Source organism: Clostridium sp. ATCC 25772, from assembly GCF_001573875.1.
Classification (GTDB): Bacteria; Bacillota; Clostridia; order Clostridiales; family Clostridiaceae; genus Clostridium_J; species Clostridium_J senegalense.
Map to the genome: position 1 here is coordinate 61,752 of NZ_LFRG01000001.1, position 25,202 is coordinate 86,953.

Sequence of the window (25,202 nt, forward strand, 5' to 3'; positions counted from 1 at the left end):
GCCCTTCCTTTAGGTATGGGCACTTTAAATGTTAAAAAGAGTTGGTGATAATATGAATAAAACATCTAAATTATTATATTATTTAATTTGCATATATGTATTAATTTTGCCTATAATAAATGATAAGCTAGGGCTTATAGGTAAAATTCCAGATATTATATTGATGTCAATTATTTTTATTTATGCTATATGTTCATTAATAAATAAAAATAATAGAAAAAAACTTTATTTAAATTTAAACAATTTTATAACCTCATTTTTAGGTATTAGTATAATTGTACTAGCTATAGTTATGGCTTTTTCAACAATATATTCTGCAGAAAAAGGATTAGCATTAAAAGAAACATTTAGATTTGTAACATATATAGCTTTAGTATTTATAGTAAAATATGAAGTAAAAGAAAAGAAAAGTATAGAAAACATAATAAAGTGTTTTGTATGTACAACGGCAATTTTATGTGTATATGGAGGTATACAGTATTTTACCAAGATTGGATTAGATCCAATATTTATATCTTCAGAAGGAACACGTATTACATCGACTATGGAAAATCCAAATGGATTAGGAGCATATTTAGTTTTAAGTTTCTTTCCTATATTTATGTTGATTTTTAATGAAAATAATAAAAAAAGTAAAAGTTTTTACATTATAACATCATTATTAATAGTTATAAATATATTTTTAACTTATTCAAGAAATGCTACTGTTGGATTCATCATAGGACTTTTAGTTTTAGCATTTTTATATAATTATAAATTTTTATCTGTTTTTATAATATTTGTACCAATAATTTTATTTGATAAATCTTTAATAAATAGATTTTCCAACATTAAAATATCTGTGTTAAATGACCCGCGAATAAAGCTGTGGAAGGTAGCAGGAAAAATGATAAAAGAAAATCCCATATTAGGAATAGGAAATGGTAATTATGTAGCTCTATATGATCAATATATTGAAAAATATCCAGAACTAAGATACAAAGATTACCATAGATTTAGTAGTCACAACTCATATCTAAAAGTTCAAAGTGAACTAGGGATATTAGGAATAATTTCATTTGTTCTTGTTATTGTAAGTTCTATTAGAAGTGTAGTTAGAGTTTATAAGAATTCTCATAATAAAATGTATAAATTATTTTTCATGGGAGTTATGGCATCTATTATAGCTTTTTTAGCTATGAACTTTTTAGATAATCTATTTTTTTCACCACAGACAACTACTTATTTTTGGTTGTTTATAGCATTATCAGAAAGTATTTTGTTTAATGATTTGAAAATATATAATTAATTTCATAATCTTATAGAATTATAAAATTAAAATATGGCAAGTATTAAAATAAAGAATAAATGTTTATAAATAGATGATGTGGAGGGATACAATGGACGCAAATGACATAAAAATAGACGCTTATAGTGAAATTAGAGGGAAGGCTATACAGTTTGGGATAAAAAGAATTTCAGATATAATATTATCAATTATAGGTATATTAATATTATCTCCAATATTTATAATATTGTGGGCATGGATAAAATTAGATTCAAAAGGACCAGCACTTTTCAAACAAGTGAGAGTAGGTAAGGATGGTAAAAATTTCACCATATTGAAATTTAGAACTATGGTAGTTTCAGCAGAATCAAAAAGAGAATTAGAAATAGATCCTGAAAATATGGATAATTTTGTTTTTCAAAGCAAAAGTGATAATAGAGTTACTAAGAGTGGAAAATTTCTAAGAAAAACTAGCTTAGATGAAATACCACAATTATTTAATGTTCTTAAAGGAGATATGAGTCTAATTGGTCCTAGACCAGAGATACCTGATGTTGTAAAATATTATCCAGAAAGCTATTATCAAAGATTATTAGTATTACCAGGGATAACAGGACTTGCACAAGTAAATGGAAGAGGAGAAATAGAACTTGGCAAAACTGTTTACTATGATTTAACGTACATAAAGAAGTTCTCTTTAATATTGGATATAAAAATATTATTCCAAACAGTTGTAAAAGTGTTTAAAAGTGAAGGGGCATTTTAGATGGGAATAAAATTATTAGATTATGATATTTTTTCAGGAACAAAAGAAGATCTTATTAAAGAAGTTTTTTCAAAAGAAAAAGTAAATATTGTATCTGGAAATCCTGAAATATTAAATCTAGGATTAAATAATAAAAAACTATTTGATTTTTTTACATCAGATAAATCAATAATAATTCCAGATGGAATTGGAACTATTATAGCATCAAAAATAGTAAAGAATCCTATACAAGAAAAACTAGCTGGAATTGAAATAATGGATGAAATAATTAAAGTTTGCAATAGTGAAAATAAAGGTATATATCTATTAGGTGCAAGTGAAGAAGTTTTAGAAGAATGTAAGAAAGAATTAAAAGAAAAATATAAAAATTTAAATATAGTTGGAAGTCATAACGGATATTTTGAGATGAGCAACTGTACACATATTACGAAAGAAATAGAAGAAAAAAAACCATATGCTATATTTGTAGCAATGGGTGCACCAAGACAAGAAGAATTTATTATAAAGAACATGGAAAGTTTACCATGTAGTATATATATGGGTGTCGGTGGAAGTTTTGATGTAATTTCAGGAAAAATTAGTAGAGCGCCTAAATGGATGATAGATTGTGGATTAGAATGGCTTTATAGAACATTAAAAAATCCTTCAAGAATAAAAAGGTTAGGTGTTATACCTAAATTTTTAATCACTACCATGAAAAATAGGTAGAATAGGGAGCATATTATGCTCTTTTTTTATAAAAGAATATAATATAGGGTTCTAAGTTGACTTTTAAAATTATCCATTCCAAAACTTGGATACCTAAAATAGTGAGACATGCTCCGAATCACTTAAAATTCAACACTATATCTTGTGTGAAAATATTTTAAAGTTATTGAATAAATTTAAATTCGAGCTTGTTTCTCTATATAATTTGATATTGTAACTTATTTTTAAAGTATAGATTATTATTTTAAAGTATTATATAATAGACTGATTAAATTAAAAATATAGATTGCTTTTTATTTCTCTTTAAACTTTTTAGGAGGGGATTAAAATTAAGGTTTTACATATTATATCGGGAAATGATAATGGCGGAGGAGCCAGCCATGTATTAAGTTTATGTAGCAAGGATAATAAATATTTTGAAAATGTTTTAGGTTGTGTAGGCGAAGGATATTTGTCTAACAAAGTAAAAAATACAAATATAAATTATAAAACTTTTCAGAAGAAGGTTTTAAATAATGAAATAGTAAAATATGTAGATGAAAATGATATAGATATTGTTAACTTTCATGGAGCATCACCATTTTTGATACATTTTTTTATAAAAAATAAAATAAAATGTAAAACTGTAGCAACAGTTCACAGTGATTATAGATATGATTTTTTAAATAATAAACTTAAGTATTATTTATATACACCATTAAGTTCATTAGGGTTAAAAAGTTTTGATAATTATATTACAGTTTCTGAGAATTTACTAAGATTGCTAGAAAAAAAGCAGTTTGAAGGAAAGAAAGCAGTAGTTAATAATGGTATAAGAATTAATAAATTTATTGAAAAAGAATCATCAGATCAATTAAAAAATAAATTTAAAATAAATGATGATGATTTTATTTTTGGAGTTATTGCAAGATTTCATCCTATAAAAAATCATGAAAATATAATTAAAGCATTTGCTAAATTTAATAATGATAATAAAAGTTCTAAGTTGCTTTTATTAGGAGATGGAGAATCAAAAGACAGAATAAAAGAACTTATAGTAGAGTTGAACTTGGAGAAAGAAGTTATTTTAGGCGGCTTTGTTGAAAATGTAGGAGATTATTTAAAAATATGTGATTGTACAATTATAGCATCTTACAGTGAAGGTGGTGCTCCGCCACTAGCAATGCTTGAATCAGCGGCTATGGAAATTCCAGTCATAACCACAAAAGTTGGAGACTTGGAAAATATAATAAATTTTAATAATGGAATATTGATAAAGTCACAAAGTGAAAAAGATATTTATATAAGCATGTTGGAGGCTTATGATAAAGGTGATAATTTAAAAGTTTTAGGCCATAATATTAAAAATTTAGTATTAAAAGAATTTACAATGAGTAGATTTTGGCAAAAGTATCATAATTTTTATAAAGAAATTTTGAAGGACAAACACTAGATAATCATCTAGTGTTTTTTATATAGTGATTTTAATGAAATTGTGGAAATATTTTTTAAAATAAGAATAATTCACATATGGTTGACTAGTCAACTATACTGTGATATATTTTTAAAATAATTAATGAAGCAATTATAGGGATGCAATCTATAACTTAAATTTATACATCAAATTTTTGTTATCAGTTGAGAAAAATAACCACAACTGTTCACTATTCACTCTTAACTTTTAACTAAAATAATCTGTTAGTTATTGAAAAAATATTAATTTGAGTTTTCTCATTTGATAAATGAATAAGTTTAAGATTTAATTTGGAACCCTATATAGGGAAACAAGCTCAAATTTAAATTTATTCAATAACTTTAAAATATTTTTATACAAAATATAGTGTTGAATTCCAAGTGATTCAGAGCATGTCTCACTATTTTGCGTATCCAAGTTTTGGAATGGATAATTTTAAAAGTCAACTTGGAACCCTATACAGAAATAAAGTTAAATTTAAAATAAAAAATAAGGAGGTGTATAGATGGATAAAAGAAGTTTTTTGCTAAAATATGTGGCTATAATATATAGGGAATCTCAGGGGTACATAGATGAAGCATTAAAAAAGTATAATTTAAGCTTTGGAACATATCCTTTTCTTTTAGCTTTATATAACAATGAAGGAATAAGTCAGAATATCTTAAGTGAGTATGTGAAAGTAGACAAATCTTTTTCAGCAAGAGCTATAAAAAAACTTATAGAAATTGGCTATGTAGAAAAAATAGTTAATAATGAAGATTCAAGAGCTTATAAATTATATCTTACTGAGAATGCTAAGGATATAGTTCCAGGTGTTTTAAATGAACTTGATGGATGGTTAAATATGATAACTGATGGATTAGAAGAAACAGAGAAAAAAAATGCAGAATCCCTATTAGAAAATATGTACAAAAATGTTGAACAATTTAATACTAAGGATTAAATAAAGGGATAAGAGTTTAAAATTAAATTAATTAAGGAAGGTAAATTAAAATATGACAAAAGATGAAAAATATATACATAACAATAGATGGTTAATACTTGCTATAGTGGTTATGTCTCCATTTATGGCATGTATAGATAGTAGTATAATAAATGTAGCACTGCCAATTATGGCAAAAGATTTAGGCACATCAATGGCAGGTATAGAACAAGTAGTTACAAGCTATCTTATAATAATTTCAGCTACAATACTTATATTTGGAAGACTTGGAGATATAAAAGGGAAAACTAATGTATTTAAATATGGCTTTTTAATATTTGTTTTAGGTTCTTTATTATGTGGAATATCAAATACATTAAATTTTTTAATATTTTCTAGAGTTATTCAAGCAATAGGTGCAGCAATGACTATGTCCACTAGTCAAGGAATAATAACTCAGATTTTTCCACTAAATGAAAGAGGAAGAGCGATTGGAATATCAGGGACATTTGTAGCACTAGGAACATTACTTGGACCTCCGTTAGGTGGACTTATAATATCTGTAGTAAGTTGGGAATACATATTTTTGATTAATGTACCTATAGGAATAGTAGCATTTATAGCAGCGTTAAAATATTTACCTAAAGATACAACAACTAGTAACCAAACTTTAGATATAAAAGGTGCATTACTTTTCTTAGTATGCGTAATTACATTGTTTTGGGCAATGCTTACAGGTCAACAAATAGGATATGGAAACATAAAAATAATATTATCCTTTGTAATAGCTGTAATATGTTTTATTTTATTTATTAGGCTAGAATTAAAAATTGAAAATCCAATGGTAGATTTGTCTATATTTAAAAATAAAACTTTTTCAATTAACATATTTTGTGCTTTTGTAGCATTTATAGGAATTAGTTGCATAAACATAATTCAACCATTCTATCTTCAGGATGTATTAAAGTTGTCACCTGCTAAAACAGGATTTATGATGATGGCATATCCTATAGTATTAACTATTGTGGCACCATTAAGTGGATACTTATCAGATAAAATAGGAAGTAAAATACTTACACTAATTGGACTTATTATAACGACTTTAGGGTTAATAGGAATGTCTACATTAAATGAAAACTCAACTTTTATAATTATTATTTCTATACTTGCAGTAGTAGCAGTAGGAAGCGGATTATTCCAATCTCCTAATAATAATTTAGTTATGTCCTCAGTTGAAAAAAGTAAATTAGGAATAGCTGGTGGAATCAATGCTCTTATTAGAAATTTAGGATTTGTGTTTGGGGTTTCAATTGCAACATCTATTTTATATAACAGAATGAGCTACAAAATCGGTTATAGAGTATTAAGTTATGTAGAAGGAAGAGAAGATGTATTCATATATGGCATGAGATGGGTTTATATTATTGCAGCAATAGGATGTTTTACTGGATTTTTAATATCTTTAATAGATAAAACAAAATTCAAATCGAAAATAAATAAATAAGTTTAAAAACAAGGTTTAGCTGGGTATAGTAAAACCTTGTTTTTTTGTAAAAATAATTTATAACTTTACTAAGTTAAAAATATTCAGACAATTTAGTTTTTATTTTTTGAAGGGGAATTAAAAAATATAAAGAATATGTAGTATAAAGATATAAAATAAGAGCTAATTGCAAAATTTGGAAGTTTAGGGGATTATCTAAATTATATGCAATATTTTATCTAAATTTAGTTTATATATAATATTAAAAGGGGGCAATCAGATATGAGCAATGTTACAGAACAAGAAAAAGGTAGAACTATTTTAGAAAATGATAAAAAGGTTATTATAAATGGAAAAGATTTAGATTTACAACAAATTATAGATGTTGCAAGAAATGATTATTTTGTAGAGTTAACAAACGAGGCAAAAGAAAGAGTTATAAAATCTAGAAACATAGTAGATAAAATAGTTGAGGATGAAAAGGTTGTTTATGGTATCACTACAGGATTTGGTAAATTTGCAGATGTAACAATAACAAAGGAAGATTGTAAAACATTACAAAGAAATTTAATAATCTCTCACTCATGTGGATTTGGGGAGAATTTAGATAGAGAGTATGTTAGAGCAATAATGTTATTAAGAGCAAATAACCTTTCAAAAGGATATTCAGGAATAAGATTATCTACATTAGAAACTTTAATAGATATGATAAACAAAAAAGTACATCCATTAATACCAGAAAAAGGTTCATTAGGCGCTTCAGGAGACTTAGCACCGCTTTCTCATATGGTTTTACCAATGATAGGTGAAGGTGAAGCAGAGTTAAATGGAGAAATTTTATCAGGAAAAGATGCTATGAAAAAAGCTGGAATAGAAACAATAGAACTTGTTTCTAAAGAAGGGTTAGCTCTTATAAATGGTACACAAGTTATGACAGCAGTAGCATCTATAACAACATATGATGCTATAAACTTGTTAAAACTTAGTGATATATCAGCAGCAATGACATTAGAGGCTTTAAGAGGAATAAAAGATGCTTATGATAACAGAACTCATAGAATAAGAAATCATTCAGGACAACAAAAAACAGCTATAAACATATTAAACTTAGTAGATGGTAGTACATTTGTAACTCGCCAAGGAGAATTAAGAGTTCAAGATGCTTATACACTAAGATGTGTTCCACAAATACATGGTGCATCTAAAGATGCTATAAGATATGTTGAATCTGTTATAGAAACAGAAATAAATTCTGTTACAGATAATCCAATAGTTACAGAAGAGGGGGATGTTATATCTGGAGGAAACTTCCATGGACAACCAGTTGCATTAAGTTCTGATTTCTTAGGAATTGCAATTGCTGAAGTAGCAAATGTTTCAGAAAGAAGATTAGAAAGACTTATAAACTATCAATTAAATGATCTACCTGCATTTTTAGTTAAACATGGTGGACTAAATTCAGGATTTATGATTACTCAATATGCAGCAGCAGCATTAGTTTCTGAAAATAAGGTTTTAGCACATCCAGCTAGTGTAGATTCTATACCATCATCAGCTAATCAAGAAGATCATGTTAGTATGGGAACAATAGCAGCAAGAAAAGCTAGAGATATACTAAAAAATGCTGAAAGAGTATTGGCTACTGAGCTATTAGCATCATGTCAAGCTATTGATTTCAGGAATGATTTAAATTTAGGAAAAGGTACTAAAGCTTGTTATGATACAATAAGAAAAAATGTGGAATTTATAGAAAATGATGTTGTTATGTATAAAGAGTTGGATAAGGTTTTAGATTTAATAAAATCAGGCGAAATATTATCTGCTGTAAATAATATAGTAGATATAAAATACTAATGATATAAAAAATATTTGGGGGTAATAGTATGGCAAAAATTATTGAATGTATTCCAAACTTTAGTGAAGGAAGAGACAGAGAAAAAATTGAAAAAATAATGGACACTGTTAGAGGTAAAGAAGGGGTCAAATTATTAGATTACTCTAGTGATACAGACCATAATAGAAGTGTTGTTACATTAGTTGGAGAACCAAGCAAAGTAGAAGAAGTAATAATAAATATGGCTGAAAAAGTTTATGAATTAATAGATATGAGTACACATGAAGGTGGACATCCTAGAATGGGAGCATTAGATGTAGTTCCATTTGTTCCAATAAGTGAAGTAACTATGGAAGAATGTGTTGAAATTGCCAATAGAGTTGGTAAAACAATAGGAGAAAAGTTTAATATACCAGTATATCTATATGAAAAAGCTGCTACAGCAGCACATAGAGAAAATTTAGCAAAAGTTAGAAAAGGACAATATGAAGGATTTTTTGAAAAAATAAAAGAAGAAATGTGGGCACCAGATTATGGTCCTAAAGAAGTTAATGTTAAAGGTGGCTGTGTTGCAATAGCAGCAAGACAACCATTAGTAGCCTTTAATGTAAACTTAGATACATCAAATGTTGAAATTGCAGATAAAATTGCTAAAACAGTAAGACACTTAGGTGGTGGGTTAAGATTTGTTAAAGCTATGGGAGTTATGTTAGAAGAGAGAAATATAGCTCAAGTTTCTATGAATCTTGTAAACTATGAAAAAACAGCAGTTTATAGAGCATTTGAAATGATTAAAATGGAAGCAAGAAGATACGGTGTTTCAGTGGTAGGCAGTGAAGTTATAGGACTTGTACCAATGAAATCTTTAATAGATTGTGCAGAATATTATCTTCAAATAGAAAACTTTTCAATGGATCAAATATTAGAAAAAAGAATTAGCGAATAGTTTATAAATTAAGGCATAATCAAATAAATAATAGACCAGTATTCTCGTATATTTATAGGGAAACAAGCTCCAATTTAAATTTATTCAATGACTTTAAAATATTTTTATATAAAATTCAGTGTTGAATTCTAAGTGATTTGGAGCGTGTCTCACTATTTTAGGTATCCAAGTTTTGAAATGGGGAATTTCAAAAGTCAACTTGGAACCCTATAGTACATTATTTCTTTTCGTATGCTTTACTTTGAAGATGTATATTTAAAATTGAGGTGTTTAATATGTCAATGATAATAAAAGAAATTGACTGTTTGGTAACTTGTAAAGGTAGTCATAAAAAGACTAGAGGTGATATGAACGATGCTCATATCATAGAAAATGGATATATTATTATAAAAGATGATGTTATAGTTGAAGTTGGACAAGGTGATGGCTATAAAAAACATTTAAATGATTGTGATAAGTTAATTGATGGAAAAGGAAAAACTGTTACACCAGGACTTATAGACCCGCATACTCATTTAGTTTATAGTGGATCAAGGGAAAAAGAATTGCCATTAAAATTAAATAAGGTAGGATATATAGAAATTTTAAATGCTGGTGGGGGTATTTTAAGTACTGTTGAAAATACGAAAAAAGCTTCATTACAGGATTTAGTTAATGAAAGTAAAACTAGATTAGACATAATGCTAAAATATGGAACAACTACTGTTGAAAGTAAATCAGGATATGGTCTTGATTTAGAAACAGAACTAAAAATGCTTAATGCAAATAAAATATTAAATGAAAGCCATCCAATAGATGTAGTTTCAACTTTCATGGGATTACATGCACTTCCAGCAGAATTTAAAAATGATAGAAAAGAGTTTTTAAAAATTGCCAAGAAAATGATTCCAGAGATTGCAAACAAAAACTTAGCTGAATTTATAGATTGTTTTTGTGAAGATGGTGTATTTTCAGTAGAAGAGTGTAGAGAGTTTTTAGAAGAAGGAAAGAAGTTTAATCTTATACCAAAGGTTCATGGCGATGAAGTTGAACCAATGGGGGGAGCAGAACTTGCAGGAGAAGTTAAGGCAATCTCAGCAGAACATCTTATTGCAGCAAGTGATGATGGAATAAAGGCCTTAGCAGATAATAATGTAGTAGCAGTACTACTTCCATCCACAGCTTTTTACCTTATGGTTGGAAGCTTTGCAAGAGCTAGAGATATGATAGAAAATGGAGTTGCGGTTGCTTTAGCTACAGATTGCAACCCTGGAACTTCACCAACAGAATCTATGCAAGCAGTTATGACATTTGCAGCATTTGGAATGAGGATGTTCCCAGAAGAAATAATAAATGCAATGACTATAAATGCAGCAGCAGCAATAAATCGTGAAAGAGAGATTGGAAGTATAGAAGAAAACAAGAAGGCAGACATAGTTATATTTAATTCTAAAAATTTAAATTACCTAATTTATCATTTTGGTGTAAATGCAGTAGACAAAGTTATAAAAGATGGTAAAATTGTTGTTGAAAATTAATTAGGGAGGCGAAAATATGTTAGACAAAAAAACAATTAGAGAATTCATGAGTGAACTTGCATCAAATTCACCAGCACCAGGTGGTGGTAGTGTTTCAGCAGTAGCAGCATCACTATCAGCATCATTAGTATCTATGGTGTGTAATTTAACAATAGGAAAGAAATCTTATGAAGCACTTAGTGAAGAAGAAAAGCTTCAAGTAGATAATAGCTTAAAAGTTTGCGATGTTGTGAAAGATGAATTCCTAGATTTAATGAATGAAGATACTGAAGTGTTTTTAGAACTTATGAAAGCATTTAAAATGCCTAAAGAAAGTGATGAAGAAAAGAAAGCTAGAAGTGCAAAAATACAATTAGGTTATAAGGGGTCATTAGAAGTACCTTTAAAAACCGCTAAAAAAACATTTAGCTTATATGACTATATATTAGCAGTTGCTAAATATGGAAATAAAAATGCAGTTTCAGATGCAGGGGTAGCTGCACTAATGGCTCAAAGTGGGTTAGAATCAGCTATATTAAATGTAAAAATCAACGTAACTTCTATAAAAGATGAAGAATATGTAAAAAATGTGAAAGCAGAAATAGAGCATTTGGTTAATGATGGACGAGCTAGAAGAGATGAAATATTAGCTATAGTTGAAAGTAAGTTATAAAAATTAATTTAATAAATTTATAAATGTAAAAATAGTCATCTTGAAATAGAAAACTAAATCTATTTCAAGGGGACTTTTTTTATTACCATTTTGATATAAACCCTTTTATTTACAGAATTACTTCAATAATTTTACAAATTATGATATACTAAATTAAAGAAATTGTTTGAATATTGAGAAAAGATGAGGGGAAGTTATGGATTTTGATTTTAAAAGGCAAATTATGGAGTTGTATAACCTTTTAACAACTCCAATTGATGAAATTTTTAAACAAACTGCCATAGTAAAATTTAAAAAAGATATTAAATTAAAAGAGGATGATTTAATTGGAGAATATTATTATGAAGGGCTAAAAGAAAATAAAGAGAAGGGGATTGTATACACTCCATATCCTATAGCTAAATATATAATTGAAAATAGTATAACTAAAGAAGATATATTAAGTAATCCATATATTAAAGTAGTAGATCCTTCTTGTGGTGTTGGAAATTTGATTATTCCGTGTTTTACACATTTATATAAAATGTACAAGGAGAATTTACCTAATATAAATAAAGCTAATGGTATAAATATTTTAGAAAAAGATATAACTACACATATTATAGAGAACAATTTATATGGTTTTGATATAGATGAATTGGCGCTGAAAATTTTGCAAATAGATTTGTTCAGTTATAGTAATTATATATATGATAAAAATCTTAGTAATGAGGATTTTTTATTTTTAGAAGAAGATTTAAGATTTGATATATTTATAGGCAATCCTCCTTATGTAGGACCTAAACAAATAGATAAAGAATATTCATTAAAATTGAAGGAAAGATTTAAAGCTATATTTAAAGATAAAAGTGACTTATCATATTGCTTTTTTAAAAAGTCATTAGATTTATTGAGAGTAAAAGGAAAATTATCATTTATAACATCGCGATATTTTTTAGAATCATCTAGTGGTAAAGAATTAAGAAAAACCTTAAGAGAAAATACTCACATAATAAGAATAATAGACTTTTATGGGGTTAGGCCTTTTAAAGGGGTAGGTATAGACCCAGTAATTATTTTTATGGAAAAAGAAAAAAATAGTTTGAGAGATGTAGAAATTATAAAGCCATTATCTGACAAAGGACGTAAGGATGATAAATTTTATAATTCGCTATTTTTAAATGAAGGAAATGCTTATAAAAAATTTTTGATAAGTGAGTCTACATTGAACGGAGAACGATGGATATTAAGAAATAATGATATAAAATCTATTATAGAAAAAATAGAAAGTTTTTGCCAGTTTCAACTATCAGATATTTGTACAAGTCATCAAGGAATTATTACTGGATGCGATAAAGCTTTTGTTGTTGATGAAGAAACTATAGAAAATGAAAATATAGAAAGAGAATTACTAAGACCTTGGATAAAAGGTAGCTTTATAAAGAAAAATCAAGTAAATAGAAGAAAAAACTATATAATATACTCGGATTTAATAGAAGATGAAGAAATGCAGCCTAATGCTATAAATCACATAAGACAGTATAAAGAAAAACTAAGTAAAAGAAGAGAGTGTATAAAAGGGGTTAGAAAATGGTATCAGCTTCAATGGGGAAGAAATAAAGAAATTTTTGAAGAAGAAAAAATAATATTTCCATTCAAGGCATCTGCTAATAAATTTTCTTTAGATAATGGTAGTTATTTTAGTGCAGATGTTTATGCACTAAGGCTTAAAGAGAATAAAAATTTCAAATATGAAGATTTATTATTTATATTAAATAGTAAGATTTATGATTTTTATTTTAAAACTTTTGCCAAAAAACTTGGAGAAGACTTATATGAATATTATCCTAATAATCTTATGAGATTATATATACCTAATATTAAAGTAGAAAAACTTTCAAATGAACAGCAATTATATGAATATTTTAATTTTAATGATAAAGAAATTAAACTAATAAATGAACAATAAAATGGAGATAAAGTTCTAAGTTGGTATTTAAAATTATCCATTCCAAAGCTTGGATACCCAAAATAGTGAGGCATGCTCCAAATCACTTAGAATTCAACAATGTATCTTGCATAAAAATATTTTAAAGTTATTGAATAAATTTAAATTTGAGCTTGTTTCCCTAGAATTATTTCCAGGTTATATTTAATAACTAAAAATAGTAGCTAACTTAAAGTTATAATTGTCACTGAAAACATGTTAAATAAGTGAATAAGTTGAAACCTCAGTTTGGAGTACTATACAAATGTTAATAAAAAGTCTTTATTTATAAAATCTATAACACTAAAAGTATTGGATTAAGTTAGAAATTATTTTATGTTTTACTTATAATAAATAAGTTTTGTTATAAAATAATAGTAAAATAATGTAAAAAATATTAATTTGTGTTATAATGTTTGTGTAATATAACATATTTAAAAGAATATAATAGTAAGTTAAATAGATTAATATTAGAATTATAGTAATGGTTGGAGGGAATATTATGCAATTAACATTTGAAAAATTAAATGAAAAGCTAATAGTAAAACTTAATGGGGAACTAGACCATCATAGTGCTTCAGAACTAAGAAATAAGATAGATGACAGAATGGATATGGAAGGAACTATGAAGCTTATATTAAATTTTTCAGGAGTATCTTTTATGGATAGTTCAGGAATAGGAGCTGTTATAGGAAGGTATAAAAAAATATCTATGCATGGTGGAAGTCTATGTGTGACAGATTTAAAACCTTCTATAAAAAAGGTTTTTGAGTTGTCAGGTTTATTTAAAATTATTGATGTTTATGACAATGTTGATGAAGCATTAAAGAATGTTTAATGGAGGGATTAAGATGAGTCACAATAGAATGAAAATAGAGTTTTTAAGTAAATCTGAAAATGAAAGTTTTGCAAGAGTTGTGGTATCGGTATTTGCAGCTCAATTGGATCCAACAATAGAGGAGATAAATGATATAAAAACTGCTATATCAGAGGCTGTTACTAATGCTATAATACATGGATATGAAGAAGATTCAACAAAAATGGTTGAAGTAGAAGCAACTATAGAGGATAATGAATTGACTGTAATTGTTGTAGATAAAGGAAAGGGTATAAATGATGTGAAGACAGCTAGAGAGCCACTGTTTACTTCAAGACCAGACTTAGAGAGGTCAGGTATGGGATTCACTGTTATGGAGACCTTTATGGATAGTTTAGAGGTAATATCAACACAAGGTGAAGGAACTAAAGTTATTATGAAGAAAACTTTTAACTCAGCAGTATAGGTGACTAATATGGGGGAAAAAAATTATAAGGTGAATAATTATAATTACGATGATAATATGGAGCTTATAAGAAGAGCTAAAGGTGGCGATAAGGAAGCTCTGGATTTTCTAATTGAAATGAATTTACCATTAGTATCTGCGTTAAGTAAGAAATTTTTAAATAGGGGCTATGAGTATGACGATATATTTCAGATTGGCTGTATAGGGCTTGTAAAGGCTGTAAACAATTTTGACGATGGGTTTAATGTTAAGTTTTCAACTTATGCGGTTCCAATGATTGTAGGAGAAATAAAAAGATTTTTAAGAGATGACGGAATAATAAAAGTAAGTAGAAGCATAAAAACTGTTGCAAAAAAGATACATTATGATAAAGATACACTTGCAAAAAAATTAGGAAGAGATCCAACGATAGAAGAATTATCTAAATTTTCGGAAATACCTAAAGAAGAGATAATCACTGCACTAGAGGCATCTAATAATATGCAATATTTATATGATACTATTCACCATGATGATGGTGCACCAGTATTATTAATTGATAAATTAAGTGAGGATTATGAAGAAGACACAGAGGTTTTAGATAAATTAGCATTAAAAGAAGCACTAAGTAAATTAGATGCAAAATCAAGACAAATTATTATGTTAAGATATTTTAAGGATAAAACACAAGTTGAAGTTGCTAAAATGTTAGGTATAAGCCAAGTTCAAGTATCTAGAATAGAGAAAAAAGTATTAAAAATTATGAAGGAAAAATTAAGTGGTTAAGATGTAAAAATATCTTAACCACTTTTAATTTTTAGATATTAAAGAATAATAGTAAGATTAGTTACTAATAATATATAAAAGAATAATAGTTATAAAAGAGGTGAACTTTATGAAGAAAAATAATATGAAGGAAAATAAACTGAAAAAAAAATTTCAGCAGTTATATGAACAAGAAACGCCTAAACCTAATTTAATAAAAAACTGTTTTAGGGCATTTTGGACCGGTGGATTAATTTGTACTATAGGTCAAGCAATATATAATGTGTTACTTAGATTTGGAATATCTGTTGAGCAAGCTAAAGTGTATTTACCTATAATAATGATATTTATAGGAGCCAGTCTAACAGGAATTGGTGTTTATGATAAAATTGGCGATTATGCAGGCGCTGGTTCTGTAGTTCCAATAACAGGGTTTGCTAACTCTGTAGTATCTCCAGCTATTGAATTTAAAAAAGAAGGATATGTTTTAGGTGTTGGAGCAAAAATATTTACAATTGCAGGCCCAGTTTTGGCATATGGAACAACGGCTTCAGTAATATTAGGACTTTTATACTATTTTATTAGGTGGTGATTTTTTGGCAGTTAGAATGGGAAAACAAACAGTAAAATTAGAAAGTAAACCTAAAATTCTCTCTACATATACAGTTGTAGGTCCGAAGGAAGGAGAAGGGCCATTAAAAGATTATTTTCACGAAATATTAGATGATGATATGTGTCAGTGTGAAACCTTTGAAAAAGCAGAAAGTAAAATACATTATTCAGCAGTTCAAGGATGTATAAAAGATGCAAATTTAAAAGAAAGTGATATAAACTATATATTTAGTGGAGATCTACTAAATCAATTATTTTCTTCAAGTTTTATGGCTAGAGATCTTTGTATACCTTTTATAGGTATGTATGGTGCTTGCTCTAATATGACAGAAACTCTCTCAGTTGCAGCAATGGCTGTAGAGGCAGGATGTGCTAATTATGCTATTGCATCTACATCCTCACACTTTTCATCAGCAGAAAGACAATTTAGAGTTCCACTAGAAATGGGAAGTCAAAGAACGCCTAGTTGTCAATGGACTGTTACAGGAGCCGGAGCAATGATATTAACAAACAGAAATGTTAAGCATAGACCATATGTTACATATATTACAACAGGCAAGGTCAAAGATTATGGAATAACAGATCCTAACGAAATGGGAGCTGCAATGGCACCAGCAGCAGTAGATACAATTAAACAACATTTTGTTGATACAGATTTAAAACCTAATTATTACGATTTGATTGTTACTGGAGATTTAGGTAGTATAGGGAAAAAAATAACAGAAGAATTATTATTGGAATATAAAATAGATGTTAGAAAAAACTACATTGATTGTGGTGCGGAGATATTTGACTGCAAAAAGCAAGATACCAATTCTGGAGGTAGTGGTTGTGGTTGCTCCGCGGCTGTTATGGGAAGCTATATTTATAAGAAGATGATTAAAGGAGAATTGAAAAGAGTTCTTCTAATTTCAACAGGAGCACTTTTAAATTCTATATCAACCCTTCAAGGTGAAACTATACCAGGTATTGCACATGCTATAGCTATTGAAATGGATGGTGATTAAATGAACGAATATTTATCTGTATTTATAGTTGGTGGAATAATATGTGTTATTGGTCAAATATTAATGGATACAACTAAGTTAACTCCAGCAAGAATATTAGTTTTATTTGTTACCAGTGGTGTTATACTACAGGGCCTTGGAATATATGAAAAAATAGTACAAATAGGAAAAGCTGGTGCTACTGTACCACTACCTGGTTTTGGATATTCACTAGCGAATGGTGTGATGAAGGCTATCGATAAGGATGGTTTTCTAGGAATATTTACTGGAGGTGTTCAAGGTGCAGCTGGAGGAATAAGTGCAGCTATTGTATTTGGGTACATAATGTCAGTTTTGTCTAATGCTAAAACAAAGTAGAGCTTTGAATTTCAAAGCTCTACTTTATTTTTAAAATAATTTTCTATTACTAGATTTATTTTTGTCCTTATTTGAATTTGAATTTTTATCTTTATCTTTATCTTTATCTTTGTCTTTATCTTTATCTTTGTCTTTATCTTTGTTCTTGTCATTGTTTTTATCTTTATCATTAGTTTTATAAGAAGTTGGGTCCGTTTCAGTAGGAACTAACCATTTTGAATCATTAAGGAATACATATGGATAATAATCCCTAGTTATAAATACTCCTGTTTTTATTTTACTTTTTGGTGTATTTTCAGATGGTAAGTAATATTTACCATCAGCACCTAAAACATATTGAGACTCTACGTGAATGTTATCTAAAGAGGAAGGTTGAGTTCCTTCAATAAATAATTCTGAATACACACGATTTCCTCTAGGATCTTTATAAGACAATTGTGTAGGAAGAGTACCTGAATCTTTACAGATATCTACACTAACAATTCCATCAGGACGTGCCAATTCCGAATATTCTAAGCTCTTATGAGCAGCAGCCATAACTCTACCCCAAAGTGCAGCAGGTTTATCACTGTTCATATTATAGATTGGAGTATAATCATCATTTCCAATCCATACTGCAGCAGAAAGATAAGGAGTTAATCCTGCAAAAGTTAAATCTGTAGAATCAGAAGAAGTACCAGTTTTACCTCTAACTTCCATATTACCAAAAGCAGCACTAGGACCAGTTCCAATTACAGGTTCTTTTAGCATATCATAAACTATATATGAAGCTTGAGATGATAATACAGTGTTCGTTTCAATTTTATTTTCTAAAATTACTTTTCCATGTCTATCTAAAACTTTTGTATATAATCTTGGCTTAGTATAAACTCCATTATTACCAAAGGTTCCATAAGCTGCAGATAATGCTAAAGGATTGGTTCCAGCTAAACTACCGCCATCTAGCTGTCCGAGAGCTAGAGCTGAAATTGAGCTTTTATCTGTTTCATCTAGTTGGATTCCAAAATTCTCACCATATTTTGCAGAAGTAGCAAGACCAATAGTATCTGTTACTTTAGTAGCAACTGTATTTCTAGAACTACGTATAGAATCTCGTAGTGTCATATAACCTTCATAGTCTAACTGTGCATTTTTAGGATCATATGGAGGGTTTCCATATTTTGAACCTATTGAAGTTGGAATTGGAGAATCTTCAATCATTGAACCAGCAGTTAAAATCTGCTCATTTATAGCTGGAGCATAAACTGTAAGCGGTTTTAATGAAGAACCAGGAGAACGTAAGAAATTTTCAGAAGCAGCTCTATTGTAAGAGTTTGGTTCTTGCTCACCACGACCACCAACTATACATTTAACATCACCAGTTTTATAGTCTATAATTGTTGCCGATGCTTGTAAATTTGGATTATCATAAATATTTAATATAGATCCATTAGAATCATTCACTATTTCTTGAACCTCATTTTGAAGTTCTGTATCCATAGTGGTATAAACTTTGTAACCACCATACATTAACTTATCAAGGGCTTCAGATTTAGAAATTTTATAAATCCCTACCATATCATCTACAACTTGATTTATTGCAGGTCTTGAAAAATATTCAAAGTTCATTCCATTGTTAGAATTAATATTAAAATCAAATGTCAAAGGATCTTCAATTGCAGCATCATATTCTGAATTAGTTATTTTGCCAAGTTCTAGCATTTTATCTAAAACAGTTTTTGTTCTAGGGGAATCAAAAGGTATATTATTTTTAAAATTTTCATAAGCATTATAATAAGACACAGATGGATTCTGTGCAGCGCCTGCTATAAAAGCTGATTGCTTTAATGTTAAATCTTTTGAAGATTTATTAAAATACATTTGAGATGCAGCTTCTACACCATGGGAAGTTCCCCCTAAGTATATAGTATTCATATAAGATTCTAAAATCTCACTTTTACTAAGTTCTTTTTCAAGCTTTAAGGATAAGTACATTTCTTGAACTTTTCTTTTTATGGATGTTCTATTTTCTAAGGAATCCTCTAAGAAATATCTATATTTAACTAACTGTTGAGTTATAGTGGATGCACCTTGTAAATTACCTTCAGACATACCGAAGATGATTTTAACATCTTGAAATATTGCGCCACCTATTCTTCTAAAATCAATACCTTTGTGAGAATAAAAACGTTCATCTTCTATACTAACAAAAGCATCTTTCAAATTTTCAGAAGTTTTATCTATATCTATAGATATTCGTCGCTCTGGAGTTAAGAATTCATCTATTAGATTACTTTTAGAATCATATATAGTAGAAGTTTCCTCAATATCAAGAAACTTTTCTACATCTATTGTTGGTGCTGTTTTTATCATACCGTAAACTACACCAGTACCTATTGCTGCACATGATAAGAATAATATAATAAATACAATAAATATACCTTTAAGTATTTTTTTTCTACTTGTTTTATTATTTTTATTTTCAACCGTAGGCTTTTTTTCACTCATAAGCATCCTCCTTAGGATTATTCTGTTGATTATCATTTTTGTATTATATCACACTATATAAAATTAATAAAATTTATAAAAATATTCTTTATATAAATAATAGTACATATAATTTATTATTACTATTTTACTAGAAAGTAAACATATTAAGAAAATTTTATTAGAAGAAGGGGATAATTGTATATGAAAAAATACACGAAATTAAAAATAGTAATGGTAATTATATTTATATTCGCCATACTTAGTTCATTTATATATTATTTTGATGAAATCATATTACCAAGTGTTCTTGCAATCTGTGATGGAGAAATGAGGGCAAGAGCAGTGCAAGTTATGAATAAATCCATTTTAGAAAAATATGTAGATGAGTTCGATTATGAAGATATTATTAAATTTCAAAAAGATGAGAATGGCAATATTGTATTGGTACAAGCAGATACATTAAAGATGAACAAAATTGCTAATGAAGTGTCTTTAGAAATTCAAGAGGAACTAAATAATTTAAGTTATCAAGATGTAAAAATTCCAACGGGATATATAACTAAAAACAATATATTGGCAAATTTCGGACCGAAAATAACAGCTAAAATGCAACCAATAGGGCATGTAGAAACAAAATACAGTTCAGATTTTGAAACTGCAGGTATAAATCAAGTAAGACATAAAATATATGTGGAGGTAAAGACAAATATTAAAGTAATATTACCTATGGCTAATGAGGATGTACAAGTCGTTACCCAGGTACCTATAGCAGAAACAATTATAGTAGGGAAAATACCTGAAACTTCAATACAAATGGATATGAATAAACAATAAAAAACGAGTGATTTTTCACTCGTTTTAAAATTAAATAAATTTAATATTAATTATGATTCCCAATTAAATATGTAAGGGATGTTTCTATAATAATCACCATAGTTTAAACCATAACCAACTACAAATAAATCTTCAATAGCAAATCCGCAAAAGTCTGGTTTTATATTTACTTTTCTTCTTGATGGTTTATCAAGTAAAGAACAACATTTAACAGAATTTGCACCTAAACTTTTTATATGATTTACAACAAAATCCATTGTTATTCCACTATCAATGATATCATCAACTATTAAAACGTCAAATCCTTCTATATTATCAGGAACATCATTAACAACTTTAACAATACCAGATGATTCTTCATTATGGCCGTAGCTAGATGTTGTCATAAAACCTATTTTTGTAGGAACAGATATATATCTTACTAAATCAGCAGCAAATATAAAGCTACCTCTAAGAAGTGATAAAACATAAAGTTTTTTTCCTTCATAAGCCTCAGAAATTTCTTTTCCTAATCTAGCATTTGCTTTTTCAATTTCTTCTTTAGAAAATAATACATTAACTTTCTTGTTTTCCATTTGAACACGCCCCTATATAAATATTTTGTTTAAATTTATTGTTTAATTAATACTTTTGAAAATAATATATACGTTAAATATTATGCCCTTAGTGTAAATAATATATTGAATTTTAAATAACAATAAATTGTATTATGAAAATGATATATTATTTATATTAACAACAATTATAAACTTTTTCAATAAATATATAAAACAAGCTATAATCCTAGTGTTTGATAACTGAAAAAACTATAGTTGAATTTAAAATTTTAAACAGCAACTTATGAATTTAACTAGATATATAATTTGAAAAAAACATGTGTAATAGTACTATAGGCTAAGTGCTTACGTTACTAGAATTTATGGTATTAAATTAATGGGAAGTTGGAAAGGCTATAAATATTAGTAGATATTTAGCTTAAGATGCTATACTATTATTATGTGATTTAAAAAAAAGTATGCTAGTTAGCTTTTATAAGGAGGATTTTGCATGATAGATGGAAATATAGATGGAGTAAAAAAATCCATATTAAATAAATTAGAAGTTATACAGGATTTAAAGGTGCCTAGAGATACTATTGTTACTTTAGATATAGTAAATATATTAAAAGAAGTTACATTAGAAATTGAAAGGGAAGTTAGTGTTGCAATAGATAGAAAGGGGAATATAGTGTCAATAGCTGTAGGAGATAGCAGCACTGTTGACGTGCCTTTAATTGATGTTCGTGAAGGAAAACTTTCAGGCGTAAGGGTAATACATACTCATCCCAATGGTAATCCTAAACTTTCCGCATTAGATATATCAGCATTAATAAAATTAAAATTAGATGCTATGGTAGCAATAGCTGTTAGCGAAAGTGAAGAACTTAATTATAATATTGGCTTTTGTGATGTAACTGATAATATATTAGTAGAAGAAGAAATACATTTAAGAAACAGTGAGAAACTTTTAAATTTTAACCTTTTAGAAAAAATAAAATATATAGAAGATATTATTAAAAATAATAATGTTGTTGAGGATAATACGGAAAGAGCAGTTTTAGTAGGTACTGAAGATGAAGAAAGTTTAGAGGAATTAGAAGAACTTGCTAAAGCTTGTGAGGTAGTTCCTGTATATTCAACACTTCAAAAGAGAAGTAAGAATAAAATAGATCCGGCTTTTTATATAGGAAGAGGAAAAGTTGAAGAAGTGGCTTTAATTAGACAATCATTAAGGACTAATGTTGTTATATTTGATGAAGAACTTTCTGGGGCACAGGTTAGAAATTTAGAGCAAGCATTAGGTGTTAAAGTTATTGATAGAACTACATTAATTCTTGAAATATTTGCAAGACGTGCTAAATCAAAAGAAGGAAAAATACAAGTAGAACTATCTCAACTTAAATATAGACTTTCAAGACTTGCAGGACTTGGAACTGTTCTTTCAAGAACTGGTGGAGGTATAGGTACAAGAGGACCAGGAGAGAAAAAATTAGAAACAGATAAAAGGCATATAAGAGAAAGAATACTAGATCTTTCAAAAGAACTTGATAGAATAAAACACGTTAGGGTTACACAAAGAGAAAAAAGAAGTAAAGATACTGTGTCTAAAATAGCCCTTGCAGGTTATACAAATGCAGGGAAATCAACATTAAGAAATAAGCTATGTGATTTATATCCTTTAAAATCTGCTACCGTTAAAGAAAAAGTTTTTGAAGCAGATATGTTATTTGCTACCTTAGATACTACTACAAGAGGAATTCTTCTTCCAGATAATAGAGTAGGTACAATAACAGATACAGTTGGATTTATAAGAAAACTTCCTCATGATTTAGTTGAAGCATTTAAATCTACATTAGAGGAGGTTATATATGCGGACCTAGTACTTCATGTTGTTGACAGTGCTAATAGTGATGCTGAAAAGCAAATAGAAGTTGTAGAAGAAGTTTTAAAAGAACTTAAAGCTGATGATAAACCTACTATGTTAATCTTAAATAAGATAGATAATGCAGATGAAGATATGATTAATAACTTAAAAGAAAAGTATGATAATTATGAGATAATAGAAGTGTCTGCAAGAGAAAATATAAATTTAGATTTGCTTTTAAATAAGTGTACAGAGTTACTTCCATATAAGTTAAAAGGATTTAAAGTTTTAATTCCATATAGTGACTCAAGTACTGTTGCATATATTCATAGAAATGGAAAAGTGGATAGTGAGAGTTATGAAGCAGAAGGAACTTTGATGGAAGTTCAAGGGGATGAAGAAGTTTACAATAAGTGCAAAAAATATATAGTAGAATAATATTTTTAAAAGGTGTCTCTATTCATTGTTAATGAAATTGAGACACCTTTTAATTATGCCATGCTATGAAATTTTAAAATGGTATATTATAATGGAGATAATAAAATGTGTACAGGTGGTGAGAAGATGAGCAAAGGATTAGTAAAATTCGATTGGAATTTTATAGAAAAATATTCTGAAGAGGAAATATCATATTTTCTACATTTAGAAGGAAAATCTTTAGATGCCATAAGTAAAATTAGAAATATTGACAAAAGTGATGTTCAAAGACATCTTATATCGTCAAAGATGAAATATAGATATTTGAATAAGAGTGAAAACATTGAACAATTATTTAAAAATTTAACTACAGTAGCTAAAAATGAAAGAGTATATATACTAAACAGCTTAGATGTTGTTAATAAAACTAAGCTTATAGATTACATATTAAATAACCATCTAAATATATCATTAAAGGAAAAAGAAGTAGCAGTGTGGATGTTAGGGGAGCTAAGGTCTAATAAATCTGTTGATTTTCTTATAAGATGTACGGTTCATAAGTTTGTAAACATAAGAAGATTGTCTATTTCGGCACTGGGAAAGATTGGAGATAACAAGTGCGAATCAGCACTTATAAGAGCATTAAAGGATGATAATGGTCAAGTAGTTAGCTATGCCATAAAATCATTAAAGAAAATTAATGCTATAGATTATAAGGAAAGAATAAAAGAAATATATAATTCTACAGATAAAGCCTATATACAAAAGGCTTGCGAAGAATATTTAGGTATATAGAATGGAGTGAGGATATGAGTTATTTTACTATAAAAGATGAAGCAAAGGCAGAATTTAATGAAAGAAAATCGGTTTTTATAGGATATACAAAAAGGGTAAAAACAGAAGATGAAGCAAAAGAATTTGTGAGTAAAATAAAAGGTATGCATAAACAAGCTACACATAATTGCTCTGCATATATTGTAGGAGAAAATAAGAATATTCAAAGGTATAGTGATGATGGAGAGCCTCAAGGAACAGCAGGAATACCTATATTAGAAGTTTTAAAGAAAAATGATTTAACAGATATAGCAGTTGTTGTTACAAGATATTTTGGTGGTATACTTTTAGGGGCTGGTGGGCTTGTAAGGGCTTATTCTAAGGGAGCTTCTGAAGTTATAAAAGAAGCTGGAATTGTTGAAAAGGTTAAGGGGTTTGAGATAAGAGTTATATTGGATTATGATTTATTAGGAAAAATACAGTATATATGTGGAACTAACAATTGGTATATAGAGGATACAATTTACACAGATAAAGTTGAATTGATAATGTACTGTGAAAGTAGTAACTATGAAGAAGTTTCTAATAGTTTTGTAGAAGCAACAAGTGGAAAAGTTATAATAAGTGAAGAAGATGAAGAATTTTACTTTAAAATGGGAAATAGGTTATATAAAGAGTGCAATGTTTAACTTGATTTTGATAAGAATTTATATATTCTTAAATTTGAAAGGAATATTTCATTATGTTATAATGTTGCAGTAATATTTAAAATAAGCCATTATAGGCAG

23 protein-coding genes are annotated in these 25,202 nt (G+C 28.0%); 21 read left to right on the forward strand and 2 right to left on the reverse strand.

The annotated features are described in order from the left end of the window. Positions 1 to 28: 28 nt before the first annotated feature. From AZI32_RS00250 to spoVAE, 17 genes are all read left to right on the forward strand, one after another. Positions 29 to 1,288, forward strand: a complete 1,260-nt coding sequence (locus tag AZI32_RS00250) for an O-antigen ligase family protein (protein ID WP_061993921.1) — start codon at positions 29 to 31, stop codon at positions 1,286 to 1,288. Between the two features lie 91 nt (positions 1,289 to 1,379). After that, positions 1,380 to 2,033 carry a sugar transferase gene (locus AZI32_RS00255; RefSeq protein ID WP_061993922.1) on the forward strand — a complete coding sequence of 218 codons (654 nt, stop codon included), beginning with the start codon at positions 1,380 to 1,382 and terminating at the stop codon, positions 2,031 to 2,033. Then, complete coding sequence (locus AZI32_RS00260; RefSeq protein ID WP_061993923.1) at positions 2,034 to 2,741, forward strand: WecB/TagA/CpsF family glycosyltransferase; 708 nt, start codon at positions 2,034 to 2,036, stop codon at positions 2,739 to 2,741. Between the two features lie 451 nt (positions 2,742 to 3,192). Continuing rightward, positions 3,193 to 4,173: a glycosyltransferase gene (locus tag AZI32_RS00265; RefSeq protein WP_061993924.1), complete on the forward strand. Its 981-nt coding sequence runs from the start codon at positions 3,193 to 3,195 to the stop codon at positions 4,171 to 4,173. Between the two features lie 526 nt (positions 4,174 to 4,699). Then, positions 4,700 to 5,137 (forward strand): MarR family transcriptional regulator, encoded by a 438-nt coding sequence (locus AZI32_RS00270; RefSeq protein ID WP_061993925.1) that lies wholly within the window; start codon positions 4,700 to 4,702, stop codon positions 5,135 to 5,137. 52 nt (positions 5,138 to 5,189) lie between these two features. Next, complete coding sequence (locus tag AZI32_RS00275) at positions 5,190 to 6,620, forward strand: MFS transporter (protein WP_061993926.1); 1,431 nt, start codon at positions 5,190 to 5,192, stop codon at positions 6,618 to 6,620. A 261-nt stretch (positions 6,621 to 6,881) separates the two neighbouring features. Further along, a complete protein-coding gene (gene hutH / locus AZI32_RS00280) occupies positions 6,882 to 8,453 on the forward strand; it encodes a histidine ammonia-lyase (RefSeq protein ID WP_061993927.1) in 1,572 nt (523 codons plus the stop codon). Between the two features lie 29 nt (positions 8,454 to 8,482). Beyond that, positions 8,483 to 9,379 (forward strand): glutamate formimidoyltransferase, encoded by an 897-nt coding sequence (gene ftcD, locus AZI32_RS00285; RefSeq protein ID WP_061993928.1) that lies wholly within the window; start codon positions 8,483 to 8,485, stop codon positions 9,377 to 9,379. 275 nt (positions 9,380 to 9,654) lie between these two features. Then, a complete protein-coding gene (gene hutI, locus AZI32_RS00290; protein WP_345968942.1) occupies positions 9,655 to 10,896 on the forward strand; it encodes an imidazolonepropionase in 1,242 nt (413 codons plus the stop codon). Between the two features lie 16 nt (positions 10,897 to 10,912). Continuing rightward, positions 10,913 to 11,548 carry a cyclodeaminase/cyclohydrolase family protein gene (locus AZI32_RS00295; protein ID WP_061993929.1) on the forward strand — a complete coding sequence of 212 codons (636 nt, stop codon included), beginning with the start codon at positions 10,913 to 10,915 and terminating at the stop codon, positions 11,546 to 11,548. Positions 11,549 to 11,744: 196 nt separating this feature from the next. Further along, a complete protein-coding gene (locus AZI32_RS00300) occupies positions 11,745 to 13,496 on the forward strand; it encodes an N-6 DNA methylase (protein WP_061993930.1) in 1,752 nt (583 codons plus the stop codon). 520 nt (positions 13,497 to 14,016) lie between these two features. Further along, positions 14,017 to 14,352 carry an anti-sigma F factor antagonist gene (gene spoIIAA / locus AZI32_RS00305; RefSeq protein WP_010293002.1) on the forward strand — a complete coding sequence of 112 codons (336 nt, stop codon included), beginning with the start codon at positions 14,017 to 14,019 and terminating at the stop codon, positions 14,350 to 14,352. A 13-nt stretch (positions 14,353 to 14,365) separates the two neighbouring features. Continuing rightward, positions 14,366 to 14,797, forward strand: coding sequence for an anti-sigma F factor (gene spoIIAB, locus AZI32_RS00310; protein WP_061993931.1), 432 nt, complete (start codon positions 14,366 to 14,368; stop codon positions 14,795 to 14,797). Positions 14,798 to 14,806: 9 nt separating this feature from the next. Continuing rightward, positions 14,807 to 15,562 carry an RNA polymerase sporulation sigma factor SigF gene (gene sigF, locus AZI32_RS00315; RefSeq protein WP_061993932.1) on the forward strand — a complete coding sequence of 252 codons (756 nt, stop codon included), beginning with the start codon at positions 14,807 to 14,809 and terminating at the stop codon, positions 15,560 to 15,562. Between the two features lie 109 nt (positions 15,563 to 15,671). Beyond that, positions 15,672 to 16,133 (forward strand): stage V sporulation protein AC, encoded by a 462-nt coding sequence (spoVAC, locus tag AZI32_RS00320; RefSeq protein WP_061993933.1) that lies wholly within the window; start codon positions 15,672 to 15,674, stop codon positions 16,131 to 16,133. Between the two features lie 4 nt (positions 16,134 to 16,137). Then, the gene (spoVAD, locus tag AZI32_RS00325; RefSeq protein ID WP_157450809.1) at positions 16,138 to 17,160 is read left to right on the forward strand and encodes a stage V sporulation protein AD; all 1,023 of its coding nucleotides are present in this window, start codon (positions 16,138 to 16,140) and stop codon (positions 17,158 to 17,160) included. Then, on the forward strand, positions 17,161 to 17,517 hold the full coding sequence (gene spoVAE, locus AZI32_RS00330) for a stage V sporulation protein AE (RefSeq protein WP_061993934.1): 357 nt from the start codon (positions 17,161 to 17,163) through the stop codon (positions 17,515 to 17,517). A 30-nt stretch (positions 17,518 to 17,547) separates the two neighbouring features. On the opposite strand, the gene AZI32_RS00335 is transcribed toward spoVAE, so the two are convergent. Beyond that, positions 17,548 to 20,004 carry a PBP1A family penicillin-binding protein gene (locus tag AZI32_RS00335; protein ID WP_061993935.1) on the reverse strand — a complete coding sequence of 819 codons (2,457 nt, stop codon included), beginning with the start codon at positions 20,002 to 20,004 and terminating at the stop codon, positions 17,548 to 17,550. A gap of 183 nt (positions 20,005 to 20,187) precedes the next feature. On the opposite strand from AZI32_RS00335, the gene yunB reads away from it, so the two are divergent. Continuing rightward, the gene (yunB, locus tag AZI32_RS00340; protein ID WP_061993936.1) at positions 20,188 to 20,820 is read left to right on the forward strand and encodes a sporulation protein YunB; all 633 of its coding nucleotides are present in this window, start codon (positions 20,188 to 20,190) and stop codon (positions 20,818 to 20,820) included. 50 nt (positions 20,821 to 20,870) lie between these two features. On the opposite strand, the gene hpt is transcribed toward yunB, so the two are convergent. Then, on the reverse strand, positions 20,871 to 21,395 hold the full coding sequence (gene hpt / locus AZI32_RS00345; protein ID WP_061993937.1) for a hypoxanthine phosphoribosyltransferase: 525 nt from the start codon (positions 21,393 to 21,395) through the stop codon (positions 20,871 to 20,873). 472 nt (positions 21,396 to 21,867) lie between these two features. Between hpt and hflX the strand changes: the two genes are divergently transcribed. The 3 genes from hflX (at position 21,868) to AZI32_RS00360 (ending at position 25,103) form a co-directional block, all read left to right on the forward strand. After that, on the forward strand, positions 21,868 to 23,661 hold the full coding sequence (hflX, locus tag AZI32_RS00350; protein WP_061993938.1) for a GTPase HflX: 1,794 nt from the start codon (positions 21,868 to 21,870) through the stop codon (positions 23,659 to 23,661). 126 nt (positions 23,662 to 23,787) lie between these two features. Next, positions 23,788 to 24,435, forward strand: coding sequence for a HEAT repeat domain-containing protein (locus AZI32_RS00355; RefSeq protein WP_061993980.1), 648 nt, complete (start codon positions 23,788 to 23,790; stop codon positions 24,433 to 24,435). A gap of 14 nt (positions 24,436 to 24,449) precedes the next feature. After that, positions 24,450 to 25,103: a YigZ family protein gene (locus AZI32_RS00360; RefSeq protein ID WP_061993939.1), complete on the forward strand. Its 654-nt coding sequence runs from the start codon at positions 24,450 to 24,452 to the stop codon at positions 25,101 to 25,103. Positions 25,104 to 25,202 lie beyond the last annotated feature (99 nt).